This is a genomic window from Rhizobium sp. LC145 (genome assembly GCF_001005825.1).
GTDB lineage: Bacteria > Pseudomonadota > Alphaproteobacteria > Rhizobiales > Rhizobiaceae > Neorhizobium.
Map to the genome: position 1 here is coordinate 1 of NZ_LBHV01000015.1, position 14,104 is coordinate 14,104.

The window sequence follows — 14,104 nt, forward strand, 5'->3', positions numbered from 1 at the left end:
ACCGGATACGCCGCTGGGGCGATGGCCACCCACAAACAAGGCTTCCCCAGCATAGTTCCAGACAGCTCCTCAAAAACAAGGCCGGGTGTTCATGTGAAATCCGGATGCCGGTGATTTCTAATGTTATCAAGAACTCGCTGATGTAATGTCGGGCATGACCGAGCGCCCGAGAAAACCACCCTTCCAAGCCGCTGCTCAACGAAACCGATCTGCCGCTCCTGAAGCCCGAGGCGCCGCATGGTCCTTCGACAACGATCCGGATGAAATGTTCCGCGATGCCTGCCAGTCGGGCCTGGAAGGCATCATCGGCAAGCACCGGGACCCCCGTATCGATCCGGACAAACCGGCGACTGGCTGAAGATCAAATGTGCCCTCAACGACAGCTTCACGGTCGTCGGCTACGAGCCATCCACGAAAGTGTCGGTCGCGGTCGCAAGCCTTCTCCTGGCGACGTTCAAAGACGTTGGCATAAGCAGAAAGGCTTAAGCACAGGCTTGAGGCCAAGCTTATGTCTAACGAGTATCGACGCGTCGAAGTGATCACGGGTGACCGGCACTGCCTGGATGGTGCTTCACCGCCTCAGCTCCGTGGATCTAGACGAGGCCCTCATCAGGGGGAAGCCAAGATCCGTCGCTTCCGACCGTGAGGGACGCGCCATGGATATTCGTCTTCCATAAACATCCGTCATCATTGTCATTTTGCGGCATCCAACGCGAGGTCAACGATGCGCCTGAATACGTCATCCTCGGCTAGGACGGGATTGTAGCGGCGGGCGGCAAAAACTCCGAGCAGCGCCAGGTAGATGCCCTTGGAGAGCAATTCGGCATCTGTCGCATCGAGTCCCATAAGCGAAAGCTCGCTCACCAGATAACCGATACGCCGCGCTTCGACAGCGCGCACTTTAGCCGCAGCGACAGGGTCAAGCACCGCCCACGCACTAAACGCCCCCTCGGCGTGCGCTACGTCCACACCATTGTTGCTTGCGTTCAGTACTTCTTCGGCAAGAGCATGCAAACGTGCGCGCGGAGTGGGCAGGGGAGCGACGGTGGCGATCAGTTGGTCCGTAAAATCCCTCTCCCATCGGTCAAGCAGGGCGGAAAGCAGATCTGATCGATCCGAAAAATGCCAGTAGAAGGATCCCTTGCTGACCTTCAGTCGTTTCGCGAGACGCTCCACTCGGACGGCATCTATGCCGCCTTCGGAGAGGGCCGCTAGGCCGGCTAGAACCCAGTCGTCGCGGGTCAGGTCTTGCGTGTTTCTATTCAAATACCTCTCTCCGGTGAGCGAACGCCGAGACATCTTTCCATCCATACGTTCGCGTATGGACTTTGGAAAGGCGTTAAGCTACGTACGCTACCGTATGGATCACTTCAATTAACGTCGCTTGCGCGGCCTTAAACAGCGAGGATCGGAAATTATGATCAGGTGGAGCGGAATCGCGATGGTGGTGGTCGGCATTTTGCACATGATCGTGCTGGGTATCGACGCTGTAGGGGAGATCCCTGGCTGGGTGAGGTTTGAGCTTTGGACGGCGGAGCACTGGCGACCGCTCCGCGCTCAGGCGCCCGAGCTACTGGTGAGCAATGCCGCCTTCTGGTCGACGATCGGCAGCTTTGCTGTGCCACTCATTATGCTTGGCGCTGTGGTGATCTGGCTGGACAAAAGGCAGATTTTCCTCCCCGCATTCCTGGGTTGGTCGCTGCTGGTTTGGATGGTCACCGCGTCCCTAATAATCGAGGTGAGCGGCTTTCCGCTAGGTATTCCCATAGCGATCTGTCTTATTCTCGGTGTTAAGCAGCAACGAGCCGTGCCTCACTTGCGTGACGTCCGTCGCGCGTAGCTCAATTTTCCTGAGAGAGTAATTCAGTAAAACATTTGGAAGGGTGGCTGCATTACCGGAGGCCGTGTTGCAGGACTTTACGGCGTTCTGGCCCAGCGTCTCCTGCTGGCGCTGTTGTCGGCAGCGGGAACATTTTTTTCACGACGTCCTCCACGCACGAGGTTCCCTTTCAAGTGGCGCCACTTCCACTTGCCTTCGTGTCCACAGCAAGGCCGTGAGTGGATACGATTTTTTTCAGTTGTGACGCTCGCCCCAGACGAAACGAACCTCACAAGCCAAGCTGGCGCCGTTCAGTGCCTAGCTGCTCCCAAATCGTCGGAATGTCCCTCCTTCAAGCGACGCCATTGAGAGATGGGGCGGCCATCACGTCGAAACGGATGGTTGGTTTTGCCCCAGTGCTGTGGCCAGCCGGCTGGCGAGTCTTCCCAGTCCTCTTGCCGTCCATAGACCGTCAGGTCGAGCAGGCGGTAGCTGTTATCCATCGCCTCGACGCCACGACGGGTGGTCCAATAGGTCTCGAACACGTCAGACCCGCGCCTCAAATAGCAAACGAGGTACATCAATCCGATACGGCGGCCGACGAGCAGCGTATCGAGTGAGTCCTGGGCCGAGTACCAAGGCATCTTCCAACCCATGAAGTCGCGGTATCGGGCGCTCTCCTCATAAGACCCTTGGCTGAAGGTGGCGTAAGTGACGTCGCGGGAATGTATATGGGAGAGTTCGTGCACCTGCGTCGTGAAGAAAGTGCAACCCTCGCATTGCTCGGGTGTCGGCTTGCCTTCGAACCACATGTGATAATAGGCGATGAGCATCTGGCGCCCCTCGAACGCGTCCAACAGCGTCACCGGCCCACCTTCGCCTACGAGCGGAGTGGCGCCATCGACCTTTATCATCGGCAGCTGCCGGCGGGCCGCTGCGATTGCGTCACCCTCTCTGGTATGTGCCTTCTCGCGAATGCGCAATGCGTCCAACTTTGCCTGAAACGTCGCTTGATCGACGACTTCGGGTGCTGCAGAGTTTACTTTGTCATCAGACATGATCGTCTCCTGTTGTTTGATGGATGGCGCTCGAGTTGGTGTGTTGGGCGTTGGCGCCTGCGCTCACTCGGCAGGGGCCAATGCCGAAGCAGGCGTCTGCGAAACCACATCGGGGGCCCGTTGCGTGACAATCAGGATGGCTGCAAGCAGAGCACAGGTGGCGGTCACATAGAGCGGCGCGCTTGTCCCAAAGCTGTCGACAGCGATCCCACCGACGATGGCACCTAGGGTAATGCCGAACTGAATGACGGCCAGAAAGAGCCCACCCACACCCTCGAGCTGATCGGGCGCGGCACGACCCATCCACGTCTGGGTCATCACCGGTCCCGCGCCTATGGCGACGCCCCAGGCAGCGGCGAAGGCAAGCACCGCGACGTAGCTGTTGCTAAGGGTCGACAGGCCTATCGTGGCGATCCCCAGCACCAGGAACGTGGTGGCGAAGCCATCGCGAAGCACACGGTCGGCGAACACGCCGGCGATTGCGCTGCCGAGCAGACTGGCGAGACCGAGCACCAATAGAACGGGAGCGATCGAAGTCGCATCGAGCCCCCCCTCGCTTTCGAGGTAGGGCCGCATGAAGGTGAAGCCGCACACTTCTCCGCCAAAGAACAGAAGTCCAACGACCAATCCCACCCGCACGTGCCGCCGCTTCAGCAAGCCGAACAGGCTCGAAAGGCTGGTTGCACCCGTCGCCGGCACGCTCGGCAAGCAGATGATCTGTAGTAGCAACGCGAGCAAACCGGCCCCGGCTGCGGCCATGAACGCTACTCGCCAGCCGAATGCTTCTCCGATGAGGGTACTGGCCGCCGGCGCAATGACTAGGCCTGCGGAAAGGCCCATGAATACGATAGACATGCCCTTACCCATGTCTTCGATGGAGACAAGCCGGACCACGGTCGCACCAGCCAGGGCAAAGAAGCCGCCAATAGCGATACCGAGCAGCGTACGGGCGGCAAGCAGCACAAGATAATCTGCCGTGAGCGCGACTGCGATGTTGGAGGCAACCACCAAGGCACAGAGCATGAGGTTGATCAGCTTGCGGTCCAGCCGACCGATGATGAGTGCCACCGTGGGAGCTGCGATGCCGGCAAAGACCGCCGTAAGGGTCACCGCCTGACCGGCGGCACCTTCCGTAACGCCTAGATCAGCAGCCATAGGCGTAAGTACCGCCATAGGCAGCAATTCGCTGCTGATCAGAGCAAAGCTTCCGAAGGTAAGCGAGACGACGGAAAGCCAGGTCGATACAGACCAGGCGCTGCTCTTGGGGATCGGTTCAGACATCTTGTCCTCCTAGTTCGACGTTCGTGGCAGTTGCACAAGGCTAACGCCGGCGCGACATCGAGCGAGAGTGACAAATGTGTCGGGATTTAACCGACCCATGTGAGAGCCGGTCGTCCGCGATCAAGCTTCACTTAGTTGAGGCAGAGTTTGCCCCAGGCGGTTGTACGCTCATTTTTGGTCGTTCACCCACTTTCCCTGGAATGCCTGCAAGCGGCCAGTCTGCTCAGTGCTCAGTGAAGTCAGCACTGGGGTGGGAAATGGACTGGCCAGTTTTGGGTGGCCAAGCCCGGAAAGCTGCCCTTCACCTAGTGACCGAACTTCGGCAGCTCTGCGCTCAAATACGAATATCGCACCCCAAAAAGCGTCAACCCTTCGACGGTCCCAAGGGGAACGAGCCATTCGCCAGGCGGCGGCGCATTCCCTTTGCTTCATTGGCCAAAGCGGCAATGGTGTCACCACTTTGGCTACCGCAGGTCCGGTTACAAACCTGCCTCGGCCATCCAAAGCTCTGCGTCCGCACCACCGGGAATACGCAGTGGGGCAGATGGGTCGGTGGCAGCTCGCCAAACCGCCTCTGCCACGTCAGGCGCATGGGTCACGGGACCTGTGTCTTCCTGCACACTCTTTACGAATTGCTGGAGAAGCGGGACGTAGTCCGGATCGTCCATGCCACGCAGATGCGGACGAGCATTGGCGCCAAAGCTCGTTTCCGGCGCACGGCCCGGCAGAACGATATGGACGCGCACACCAAATGGCTCCATTTCCACCGCCAATGACTCGGTGAAGGCGTTTACCGCGGCCTTGCTCGCGCGGTAGACCCCAACGACCGGCAATGTCTTGACCGTCACCGTGGAAGTGACGTTGATGATGACCCCAGCCCGGCGTCGTCGCATTTGCGGCACTACAGCCTGAACCATCGCGAGTGTTCCGATCGTATTCGTCTGAAACAGCGCCTGGACCGTTTCTGGTGCTGTCAGTTCGACCGGAGATGGAGCACCGAAGCCGGCATTGTTGACCAGAACGTCGATGCGGCCTGCTGCCTCCACTGCCCGCGCGATGCTTGTCGAATCGGTGACGTCGAGCGCAAGCATGCGCAGGCGCCTGGAGGCCGGCAGCAAATCTTCGTTGGGTGTTCGCATCGTCGCGATCACGTCCCAACCCCTTTCGAGGAACAGTTTTGCGGTTTCCAGACCGAATCCGGACGAGCAACCGGTGATCAATATCGTAGGCATAGACATCTCCATACAAAAGAAACGATCCTATCGTAATGACCAGACAAAGGACTTAATATAAGCTATAGTCCGCATTTCTTTAGCGTTAGTCCAGATAATGACCGTCGATCCTCTTGCCGAATTCGTCGCTCTGCTACAGCCTGCCGCCCGCTTCTCGAAGCTGGTGGAATGTGCGGGCTCATGGCGAATTCATCGTGAAGCGACAGGCGAACCATTCTATTGCGCGATCTTAGAGGGGAGTTGTCGCGTCACGTTTGACGATCATCAATCATTCATCCTTCAGGCCGGCGACTTTGTACTCGCGCCAGCGATGCGGAACCTGGTCAACGAGAGCATCGATGCGCCGGCCGATCTGTCAGCCATGATCCCGACACAGGTTGGCGAAGGGTATTTCCGGGTCGGACGCCGTGACGGTCCTGCCGATCTGCGCATGCGGATCGGCCATTGCAGCTTCGGCACGCCGGATTCAGCTCTGCTTGTCTCACTGTTGCCGGATGTGGTTCTCGTTCGCGATCGACCCCGGCTTGCCACACTGATGCAGTTGGTCGACGAGGAAACGCGTGAGCAGCGAGCGGCACGCGAGATCGTGCTGGCGCGGCTTCTCGAGGTAGTGTTGATCGAGGCGTTACGATCCGGAACGGAAACCACATCCGCGCCCGGCCTGAGCCGCGGCTTGGATGATGAACGCCTGGCGGCCGCGCTTCATGCGATGCATGCTCGCCCTGAACATCCTTGGACCGTCGCCGATCTTGCTAACGAAGCCGCACTGTCCCGTTCGGCTTTCTTTGCGCGTTTCAACCGCATCGTCGGCCTCCCCCCGATGGAGTATCTGCTGGCTTGGCGCATGGCACTCGCAAAGCAGCTATTGCGAAACAGGAACCTCGCGATCGATCAGGTGGCGGAACGCGTGGGCTATGGGTCGGCAAGCACCTTTAGCGTTGCATTTGTGCGGCATGCCGGAATGCCGCCGGCTCGATATGCACGCACGGTAGGCTAGGAAAGCGATGATGGACATATAGCCAACTGCCAGCGAGGATCACTCAGTTTTGGAATGGCAGGTTTGTGCCAGAAGTGGCCATGGTCGGCTGAGAATCGTACGTTCGCATTTGAGGCGGCCGCGCCGAGAGAAGGCGTCCGGTTCCGGTTCCTGCACTGTCGTACGTTGTACTCGAGCGAACGGCAGGTTTCGGGTGCCGCAGAAACGCTACGAACGGCCGCAATTGGGGTCGGGACCTGCTGTCGTGGGTTTTGAGGCGGCCTCTAGAACTTTCGCGGCAGGGAAAATGTGACAAAGATGCCCGGCACTTTACAATCGAGGTCTGACATGCGTTTTGCCATCAATCACATCGCAGCGCCGAAGCTGACGCTTGCCGAATTCTTCGCCACGGCCAATGCGCTCGGCCTCAAGGAGGTGGAGATCCGCAACGATCTCCCCGATATCGTCGGGACGGTGCGGCCTGAGGTCGTGAGGGAAGCGGCCGAAAAGGCGGGCCTCACCATCATTTCCATCAATGCCCTTTATCCGTTCAACGTCTGGTCGGGTGATCTGCCTGGCCGCGCTACCGCCCTTGCCGATTATGCCGCGGCAAGCGGTGCGAGGGCGCTCGTCATGTGTCCTCTGAACGATGGGGCAAGGGTCCCATTCGGCGACCTCGTCGCGGCGTTGAAGGAGATGAGGCCGATCCTGGCCGATCGCGGGCTGACCGGGCTTGTGGAGCCGCTCGGCTTTCCGATTTCGTCCCTGCGCACCAAGCGCGAAGCCATCGAGGCGATCGACGCGGCCGACGGCGGCGATGTCTATAGGCTCGTGCACGACACCTTCCACCATCATCTTGCCGGGGAGGCCGAGTTTTTCCCTGAGCGGACAGGGCTTGTCCATATCTCCGGCGTTACGGATGGGACCCTCACGGCGGAGGAGATGCTCGACGCTCACCGGGTGTTGGTGGACGCCTCGGATCGACTGGAGAACCTATCGCAAATCAGGGCCTTGATCGCCGGGGGCTTCAAAGGCCCGTACAGCTTCGAGCCGTTTGCCACCGAAATTCATGCGCTTGCGGATGCCAAGGCGTCGGTGCGCGACAGCATGGCCTATATCGATGCCTCGGTTTGAGCCGGCGGCAAAGGCCTCGTTCGGGCCTTCGCCTAAAATACATCGCTTCGTCGTGAAGCCTGCCGTTAGCGCGACAGCTTCATGTGGCGGTTGACGTCCTTGTAGAGGAGGTAGCGGAATTTGCCCGGTCCGGCGGCATAGCAGGCCTGCGGGCAAAAGGCGCGCAGCCACATGAAGTCGCCGGCCTGAACTTCTACCCAGTCCTGGTTCAAGCGGTAAACCGCCTTGCCTTCAAGGACGTAGAGACCGTGTTCCATCACATGGGTTTCCTCGAAGGGGATGACGGCTCCGGGCTCGAAGGTGACGATCGTGACGTGCATGTCGTGACGCAGGTCCAATGGATCGACGAAGCGGGTGGTCGCCCATTTTCCGTCAGTTCCCGGCATCGGCGTCGGTGCGATATCCTGTTCATTGGCGAAGATCGGCTCCGGAGCCTCCAGCCCTTCGACAAATTCATAGGATTTGCGGACCCAGTGGAAACGTGCGGCAGCCGATCCATGATTTCGCAGACGCCAGCCGCTCGAGGGCGGCAGGAACGCGAAGCCGCCGGAGCGCAGCACATGGCTTGCTCCGCCAAGCTCGATCGTCACCTCTCCCTCGAGGACGAAAAGGGCGCCCTCGGCATTGGGATCGACTTCCGGCCGATCGCTGCCGCCTTCCGGGGCGACTTCCATGATGTATTGGGAGAAGGTTTCCGCAAAGCCTGACAGGGGACGCGAAAGCACCCAGAGGCGTGTGCCGTTCCAGAAAGGCAGGTAGCTCGTGACGATGTCCATCATCACGCCTCTGGGGATGACGGCATAGGCTTCGGTGAAGACCGCGCGGCCGGTCAGAAGCGCCGACTGTTCCGGGTGGCCGCCTGTCGGCGCGAAATAGGTTGACTTGCTCACTTTGCACTCCGCGAAATATGGTACATGATTATCCTTGTCCGGCCGGCAGAAACAGTGCCTGTAAGCAGAACACAGCGGCGAGGTATTCGCTTGCAAATATCTTTTTTGGCACTTTCCGCTCCTCAAAAGCAAATCGGATCGTCCGGAAATAGCTGCAAAAATTTGAAAGTCTTTTGCGTTTTTGCGGAGAAATCCCGCACTAGCGGCGCGCGCAACAACAAAGCACAATTCCCCGCCTTGATCCCGCGTCTGGAGGAGATGCAGGGCTATTGCTGTTTGGCGGCGACGGGGATGCTCGCCTAGGGAGGGAAATGTGTTCGAACGGTTTTTCAAATTGAGTGAGCACGGTACGTCCGTGCGCACTGAACTGGTCGCGGGCGTGACGACGTTCCTGACGATGTCCTACATCATCTTCGTCAACCCGGACATCCTGTCGACGACAGGGATGGACCGCGATGCGATCTTCGTCGCGACCTGTCTTGCCGCGGCACTCGGTTCCATCGTGATGGCGCTGGTCGCCAACTGGCCGATCGGCATGGCGCCCGGCATGGGGCTCAACGCCTTCTTCGCCTTCACCGTCGTTGCCGCTCTCGGCTTCACCTGGCAGCAGGCACTCGGCGCCGTCTTCATTTCCGGTGTGATCTTCCTGATCCTGACGGTGACGGGCGTGCGAAGCTGGCTGATCGCCGGCATCCCGCATTCGCTAAGAAGCGCGATCGCCGCCGGTATCGGCCTTTATCTTGGCATCATCGCGCTGAGGAATGCCGGCGTCGTCGTCGACAATCCAGCGACGCTAATCGGCCTTGGCGATCTCACGCAGACCGGCCCGCTGCTCTCCATGTTCGGCTTCTTCGTGATCGCGGTGCTCGATTCGCTGAGGGTCCGCGGCTCGATCCTGATCGGCATCCTGGCAGTCACCGTGCTTTCGATGCTGCTCGGCGTCAGTGAATTCAAGGGCATCGTCTCGGCGCCGCCGAGCATCGCGCCGACCTTCATGCAGCTCGATATCATGGGCGCGTTGCATGGTGGCCTCATCCACGTCATCCTCGTCTTCGTACTCGTCGAGGTCTTCGACGCGACCGGCACGCTGATCGGCGTCGCCAAGCGTGCGAAACTGGTGCAGGAAGGCAAGCCCAGCCGCCTCGGCCGCGCGCTTCTGGCCGACAGCACGGCCATCGTCGCCGGCTCGCTCATCGGCACGAGCAGCACCACGGCCTATATCGAAAGCGCCTCCGGCGTTCAGGCGGGCGGCCGCACGGGCTTGACCGCGCTGACCGTCAGCGCTCTCTTCCTGGCGGCACTCTTCTTCTCGCCGCTTGCCGCAGCGGTTCCTTCCTATGCGACAGCACCGGCTCTTCTCTATGTCGCCGGCCTGATGATGCGCGAGCTGACGGAAGTCGACTGGGACGATCTGACGGAAGCCGCACCGGCGGCGCTCACCGCGCTTGCCATGCCGTTCACCTCCTCCATCGCCAATGGTCTGGCCTTCGGCTTCGTCAGCTATGTCGTCCTGAAGGTCTGCACGGGCAAATGGAACATCATCCATCCGGCCACGCAGATCGTTGCTGTGCTGTTCATCATCCGCTTTGCCTTCTTCTCGCACGGTTGAGGGTCGACTGAGCGACCTGTTCTGTTAATCCCAAGCGAAATCGGCCGGGCCGCATGAACTGCGGCCCGGCCGATTTTTCTTTGTGGTCGGCGAAAAGTCAGCGGATGAGATAGGGATCCGCGTAGAAATGCTCTTCCAGGTTCACGCCCTCGCCGCCGCGATCGACGACGACGAAATCGGATAGGCCATCAAGGGGCGTGAGGATGCCGTGCCAGACGTTGCGGCCGATATTGACGCCTTGTCCCGGACTTGTCCGGAAGGCGAGCGGCTCGCCTGGACCGTTTTCCGTTTCCGGCGCCGCGACGACCAGGAAAGGATTGGCCGTCAGCGGAATGAAGGCCTGGCTGCCGAGGGGATGCCTCTCCACCATCTTGAGTTCCAGCGGCAGCGGGTAGGGCTCGCCACGGAGAAGGCTGATCATCGGCCGCGCCTTCTCCCCCGTGGTTTCGACCTTTGCGAGATCGTGATGGCGGATGCATTTCCCCGCATTGATGGGAAAACTCTGCGCCCCTTCCATTTCGATGACGTCGCCGAAGGGGGCGAAGGCCTCGCGCGTTAGCGGCCGGATTTCGATTACCTTCATTCGTGCTCCTCCGTTTGCTGTCTCCTCACTGCCCCCGGCTGTCGCCAGCCGGAGGCAGATTTGCAAGATTCTTGAACGCGAGCCTTCAGCCAGGCAGCATGGAAGCGAGGCGCAGAAACGCGATCCGCTCCACCTGGCGGCAGGCGGTCGCGAATTCCGTGTCGCGGTCGTTGCCGATGCGCGTCTCGAAGGCGGCGAGGATGCTTGCCTTGGTGTTGTCCCGCACGGCGATGATGAACGGGAAGCCGAACTTCTCCACGTATTGGGTGTTCAACTCGGTGAAGCGGACCCGCTCCTCGTCCGTCAGCGCATCGAGGCCGACGGAGGCCTGCTCCTCCGTCGAGCTTGCCGTCAGGCGTTTGGCCTGCGCCAGCTTGCCGGCGAGGTCCGGGTGGGCGACCAGCACGCCGAGCCGTTCCGCCTCGCTTGCGGCGCGGAACTGGAAGGTGAGCGCTGCCGCAAGGCCGATTGCCGTGTCGTTGGCCCGCGACAGTTCGTCAGCCCAGGCACGCCGGGCGATCCAATCGGAATGTTCGAAGACGCCGCCGAAGCGCTCGACGAATGCGCTTTCGGACAAACGCGAGGGGGGATCGGCAAGGGTCTGCGGAGGATGGGTCTTCGCCCAATGCTCGGCGATGTCGATGCGCCGTGCGATCCAGACCTTCTCATGGCTCTGGACGTAATCGATGAAACGGGCAAGCGCCATAGCCCGGCCCGGCCGGCCGGCGAGCCGGCAATGGAGGCCGATGCTCATCATCTTCGGGCTTCCGGCAAGGCCTTCCGCATAGAGGACGTCGAAGGAATCCTTGAGATAGCTGAAGAACTGATGGCCGCTGTTGAAACCCTGAGCCGTCGCAAACCGCATGTCGTTGGCGTCGAGCGTATAGGGGACGACCAACTGCCTGCGCCCGCCCTGCTCATGCCAGTAGGGCAGGTCGTCGGCATAGGCGTCGGAGACGTAGTCGAAGCCGCCGACCTCGGTGATGAGATCGATGGTGTTGGCCGAACAGCGCCCGGTATACCAGCCGCGTGGCGGCTCGCCGGTGACCAGCGTGTGCAGGCGGACCGCCTCGGCGATCGCCGCGCGCTCCTCCTCGAGACCCATGTCCTTGTGTTCGACCCATTTCAGGCCATGTGAGGCGATTTCCCAGCCGGCGTCGAGCATGGCGGCGACCTGAGCGGGCGAGCGCTTGAGTGCGGTCGCCACGCCGTAGACGGTGACGGGCACGGCCTTTCCCGTCAGCAGCCGGTGCAGTCGCCAGAAACCGGCGCGGGCGCCGTATTCGTAGATCGACTCCATGTTCCAATGGCGCTGTCCCGGCCATTGGGCGGCGCCGACGATTTCGGAAAGGAAGGCTTCGGACGCCGCGTCGCCGTGCAGCACGCTGTTTTCGCCTCCTTCCTCGTAATTGAGGACGAATTGTACGGCGATGCGCGCGCCGTCCGGCCACTGTGCCGCGGGCGGCGTCTGGCCATAACCGTGGAGATCACGGGGATATCGCATGGAACTCTTCTCCCGAATGTCTTATGCGACCGATTTCTAGCTGCAAATCGCGCGCGTTATTCCCCTTGGAAATTTTGAAAGTCTCGAACGATACCGCTGCTTTCCAGGGGAATGAGGCTGGCGGATAGTGCGGGGAGGAATGCGGTATTCGGGAGGAAAAAATGCAATCGCAGTCACACGGAAAGGGGCGCCTGACGACTCATGTTCTGGATACGGCGCTTGGAAAGCCGGCCAATGGGCTGCGCGTCGAGCTCTTCCGGATCGAGGGCAATGCGTTCCATCATCTTCATACCGTGCATACGAATGATGACGGCCGCTGCGATGCACCGCTGCTGTCCGGCGAAACCATGAAGGCCGGCACCTACGAATTGCGCTTTCACGCCGGCGATTATCTCGGCCGCACAGCTGGCCAGCAGCCGATGTTCCTCGACATCGTCCCGATCCGTTTCGGCATTGCCGAGGAGGGCGCGCATTACCATGTGCCGCTGCTCGTCTCGCCCTACAGCTATTCAACCTACCGGGGGAGCTGAACCATGGCTGTCACGATCCGCTCCGAGCTTCGCTTCATTCTGAACGGCCAGGACGTCGCGCTTTGCGATGTGGCGCCGGACCAGACCTTGCTCGATTGGCTGCGCCTCTCCCGCTCGCTCAGGGGGACGAAGGAAGGCTGCGCTGAGGGCGACTGCGGCGCTTGCACGGTGCTGGTCGGCCGCCTCACGCCGACCGGCGGCCTCACCTATGAGAGCGTCAACGCCTGCATCCGCTTCCTCGGTTCACTCGACGGCTGTCATGTGGTGACCGTCGAGCATCTTGGCGGCAGCGACGGGCGTCTTCACCCCGTTCAGCAGGCCATGGTCGATTATCACGGCTCGCAATGCGGCTTCTGCACGCCGGGCTTCGTCATGTCGCTCTACGCGCTCTGGATGCAGACGCCGAACCCGAGCGATCAGGAGATCGAGACGGCGCTTCAGGGCAATCTCTGTCGCTGCACCGGCTACGAGCCGATCCTGCGCGCCGCTCGCGCCATTTCCAGCTATGCCGGCACGGAGAAGGACCCCCTGCTTGCCGAACGCGAAACGATAATTGTGCGCCTCAAGACTTTGAAGGACGGCGCGCGTGTCGAGATCGGCGAAGGCAAGCATCGCCTGGTCGTGCCGGCCAGCCTCGACGATTTCGCCACGGTCTTGGAAGCATCGCCGACCGCGACCGTGGTCGCCGGCTCCACCGATGTGGGGCTCTGGGTCACCAAGCATATGCGCGACATCACGCCGGTGGTCTTCATCGCCGGGCTCGACGAGCTGAAGTCGATCGCGGTGAAGGATGGCGTGATCTCAATCGGCGCCGGCGTCACCTATTCCGAAGCGATCTCCACGCTTTCGCATCACATTCCGGCGTTAGGGCCGCTCATCACCCGCATCGGCGGTTGCCAAGTGCGCAACATGGGCACGATCGGGGGCAATATCGCCAACGGCTCGCCGATCGGCGACACGCCGCCGCCACTGATCGCTCTGGGAAGCACGCTGACGCTGCGCAGGGGCGGGGTCCGTCGGACCATCGCCCTGGAAGATTTCTTCATCGCCTATGGAAAACAGGATCGCCAGCCCGGCGAATTCGTGGAGGCCGTGCATGTGCCGGTTCCCGCCGCGGCGGAGAAGTTCGCGATCTACAAGGTGACCAAGCGCCGCGACGAGGACATCACGGCAACGCTCGGCGCCTTTCGCCTGACGCTTGCTGCTGACGGCACGGTGGCCGGCATCACTATTGCTTACGGCGGCATGGCGGCGACGCCGAAGCGGGCCCTTGCCGTGGAAAAGGCGCTTCTCGGCCAGCCCTGGACCGAGGCCACGGTGGAGGCAGCCATGGAGAAATATGCGGAAGACTATGCGCCGCTGACCGATATGCGCGCCACCGCGGAATACCGCGCATTGGTGGCCAAAAACCTTCTCCTGCGTTTCCATTTCGAAACGATGTCCAGCGAGGCACCCGTGCAGGTGTCCAGATATGAGGCTGCGTGAGCC

General features: G+C 60.9%; 15 protein-coding genes. 8 read left to right on the plus strand and 7 right to left on the minus strand.

Going from position 1 to position 14,104, the window contains the following annotated elements:
• The first annotated feature begins 145 nt into the window (after nt 1-145).
• Complete coding sequence (locus tag YH62_RS31125; protein WP_348625792.1) at nt 146-358, plus strand: hypothetical protein; 213 nt, start codon at nt 146-148, stop codon at nt 356-358.
• A gap of 335 nt (nt 359-693) precedes the next feature.
• Here the strand turns inward: YH62_RS31125 and YH62_RS26545 are convergent, their stop codons facing one another.
• Complete coding sequence (locus YH62_RS26545) at nt 694-1,266, minus strand: TetR/AcrR family transcriptional regulator (protein ID WP_245282212.1); 573 nt, start codon at nt 1,264-1,266, stop codon at nt 694-696.
• Between the two features lie 151 nt (nt 1,267-1,417).
• On the opposite strand from YH62_RS26545, the gene YH62_RS26550 reads away from it, so the two are divergent.
• Nucleotides 1,418-1,840: a DUF6463 family protein gene (locus tag YH62_RS26550; RefSeq protein ID WP_046797335.1), complete on the plus strand. Its 423-nt coding sequence runs from the start codon at nt 1,418-1,420 to the stop codon at nt 1,838-1,840.
• A gap of 290 nt (nt 1,841-2,130) precedes the next feature.
• Here the strand turns inward: YH62_RS26550 and YH62_RS26555 are convergent, their stop codons facing one another.
• From YH62_RS26555 to YH62_RS26565, 3 genes are all read right to left on the minus strand, one after another.
• A complete protein-coding gene (locus tag YH62_RS26555) occupies nt 2,131-2,877 on the minus strand; it encodes a DUF899 family protein (protein ID WP_046797336.1) in 747 nt (248 codons plus the stop codon).
• 63 nt (nt 2,878-2,940) lie between these two features.
• Complete coding sequence (locus tag YH62_RS26560) at nt 2,941-4,158, minus strand: MFS transporter (RefSeq protein ID WP_046797337.1); 1,218 nt, start codon at nt 4,156-4,158, stop codon at nt 2,941-2,943.
• Between the two features lie 479 nt (nt 4,159-4,637).
• Nucleotides 4,638-5,390: an SDR family oxidoreductase gene (locus YH62_RS26565; RefSeq protein ID WP_046797338.1), complete on the minus strand. Its 753-nt coding sequence runs from the start codon at nt 5,388-5,390 to the stop codon at nt 4,638-4,640.
• A 97-nt stretch (nt 5,391-5,487) separates the two neighbouring features.
• On the opposite strand from YH62_RS26565, the gene YH62_RS26570 reads away from it, so the two are divergent.
• Both YH62_RS26570 and YH62_RS26575 read left to right on the plus strand, forming a co-directional pair.
• Nucleotides 5,488-6,387, plus strand: coding sequence for an AraC family transcriptional regulator (locus YH62_RS26570; RefSeq protein ID WP_046797339.1), 900 nt, complete (start codon nt 5,488-5,490; stop codon nt 6,385-6,387).
• A 327-nt stretch (nt 6,388-6,714) separates the two neighbouring features.
• On the plus strand, nt 6,715-7,500 hold the full coding sequence (locus YH62_RS26575; RefSeq protein WP_046797340.1) for a TIM barrel protein: 786 nt from the start codon (nt 6,715-6,717) through the stop codon (nt 7,498-7,500).
• A 65-nt stretch (nt 7,501-7,565) separates the two neighbouring features.
• On the opposite strand, the gene YH62_RS26580 is transcribed toward YH62_RS26575, so the two are convergent.
• A complete protein-coding gene (locus YH62_RS26580) occupies nt 7,566-8,390 on the minus strand; it encodes a bifunctional allantoicase/(S)-ureidoglycine aminohydrolase (RefSeq protein ID WP_046797341.1) in 825 nt (274 codons plus the stop codon).
• Nucleotides 8,391-8,414: 24 nt separating this feature from the next.
• Between YH62_RS26580 and YH62_RS30345 the strand changes: the two genes are divergently transcribed.
• Entirely contained in the window at nt 8,415-8,693 is a 279-nt protein-coding gene (locus YH62_RS30345) for a hypothetical protein (RefSeq protein WP_137326792.1), read from the plus strand.
• 10 nt (nt 8,694-8,703) lie between these two features.
• Nucleotides 8,704-9,999, plus strand: coding sequence for an NCS2 family permease (locus YH62_RS26585; RefSeq protein ID WP_046797342.1), 1,296 nt, complete (start codon nt 8,704-8,706; stop codon nt 9,997-9,999).
• Nucleotides 10,000-10,096: 97 nt separating this feature from the next.
• On the opposite strand, the gene YH62_RS26590 is transcribed toward YH62_RS26585, so the two are convergent.
• Complete coding sequence (locus YH62_RS26590) at nt 10,097-10,582, minus strand: ureidoglycolate lyase (RefSeq protein ID WP_046797343.1); 486 nt, start codon at nt 10,580-10,582, stop codon at nt 10,097-10,099.
• 85 nt (nt 10,583-10,667) lie between these two features.
• Nucleotides 10,668-12,086, minus strand: a complete 1,419-nt coding sequence (puuE, locus tag YH62_RS26595; RefSeq protein WP_046797344.1) for an allantoinase PuuE — start codon at nt 12,084-12,086, stop codon at nt 10,668-10,670.
• A gap of 161 nt (nt 12,087-12,247) precedes the next feature.
• Here puuE and uraH point away from each other — a divergent pair, with 161 nt between their 5' ends.
• Entirely contained in the window at nt 12,248-12,616 is a 369-nt protein-coding gene (gene uraH, locus YH62_RS26600) for a hydroxyisourate hydrolase (protein WP_046797345.1), read from the plus strand.
• Nucleotides 12,617-12,619: 3 nt separating this feature from the next.
• Nucleotides 12,620-14,101 carry a xanthine dehydrogenase small subunit gene (xdhA, locus tag YH62_RS26605; protein ID WP_046797346.1) on the plus strand — a complete coding sequence of 494 codons (1,482 nt, stop codon included), beginning with the start codon at nt 12,620-12,622 and terminating at the stop codon, nt 14,099-14,101.
• The last annotated feature ends 3 nt before the right edge of the window (nt 14,102-14,104 follow it).

What these genes read in the sequence shown, in the direction of transcription:
- YH62_RS26575 (WP_046797340.1), top strand. Translation starts at nt 6,715, where the DNA reads ATGCGTTTTGCCATCAATCACATCGCAGCGCCGAAGCTGACGCTTGCC.
- YH62_RS30345 (WP_137326792.1), top strand. Translation starts at nt 8,415, where the DNA reads ATGATTATCCTTGTCCGGCCGGCAGAAACAGTGCCTGTAAGCAGAACA.
- YH62_RS26555 (WP_046797336.1), bottom strand. Translation starts at nt 2,877, where the DNA reads ATGTCTGATGACAAAGTAAACTCTGCAGCACCCGAAGTCGTCGATCAA.
- xdhA (WP_046797346.1), top strand. Translation starts at nt 12,620, where the DNA reads ATGGCTGTCACGATCCGCTCCGAGCTTCGCTTCATTCTGAACGGCCAG.
- YH62_RS26550 (WP_046797335.1), top strand. Translation starts at nt 1,418, where the DNA reads ATGATCAGGTGGAGCGGAATCGCGATGGTGGTGGTCGGCATTTTGCAC.
- YH62_RS31125 (WP_348625792.1), top strand. Translation starts at nt 146, where the DNA reads ATGTCGGGCATGACCGAGCGCCCGAGAAAACCACCCTTCCAAGCCGCT.
- YH62_RS26570 (WP_046797339.1), top strand. Translation starts at nt 5,488, where the DNA reads ATGACCGTCGATCCTCTTGCCGAATTCGTCGCTCTGCTACAGCCTGCC.
- uraH (WP_046797345.1), top strand. Translation starts at nt 12,248, where the DNA reads ATGCAATCGCAGTCACACGGAAAGGGGCGCCTGACGACTCATGTTCTG.
- YH62_RS26565 (WP_046797338.1), bottom strand. Translation starts at nt 5,390, where the DNA reads ATGCCTACGATATTGATCACCGGTTGCTCGTCCGGATTCGGTCTGGAA.
- YH62_RS26590 (WP_046797343.1), bottom strand. Translation starts at nt 10,582, where the DNA reads ATGAAGGTAATCGAAATCCGGCCGCTAACGCGCGAGGCCTTCGCCCCC.
- puuE (WP_046797344.1), bottom strand. Translation starts at nt 12,086, where the DNA reads ATGCGATATCCCCGTGATCTCCACGGTTATGGCCAGACGCCGCCCGCG.
- YH62_RS26560 (WP_046797337.1), bottom strand. Translation starts at nt 4,158, where the DNA reads ATGTCTGAACCGATCCCCAAGAGCAGCGCCTGGTCTGTATCGACCTGG.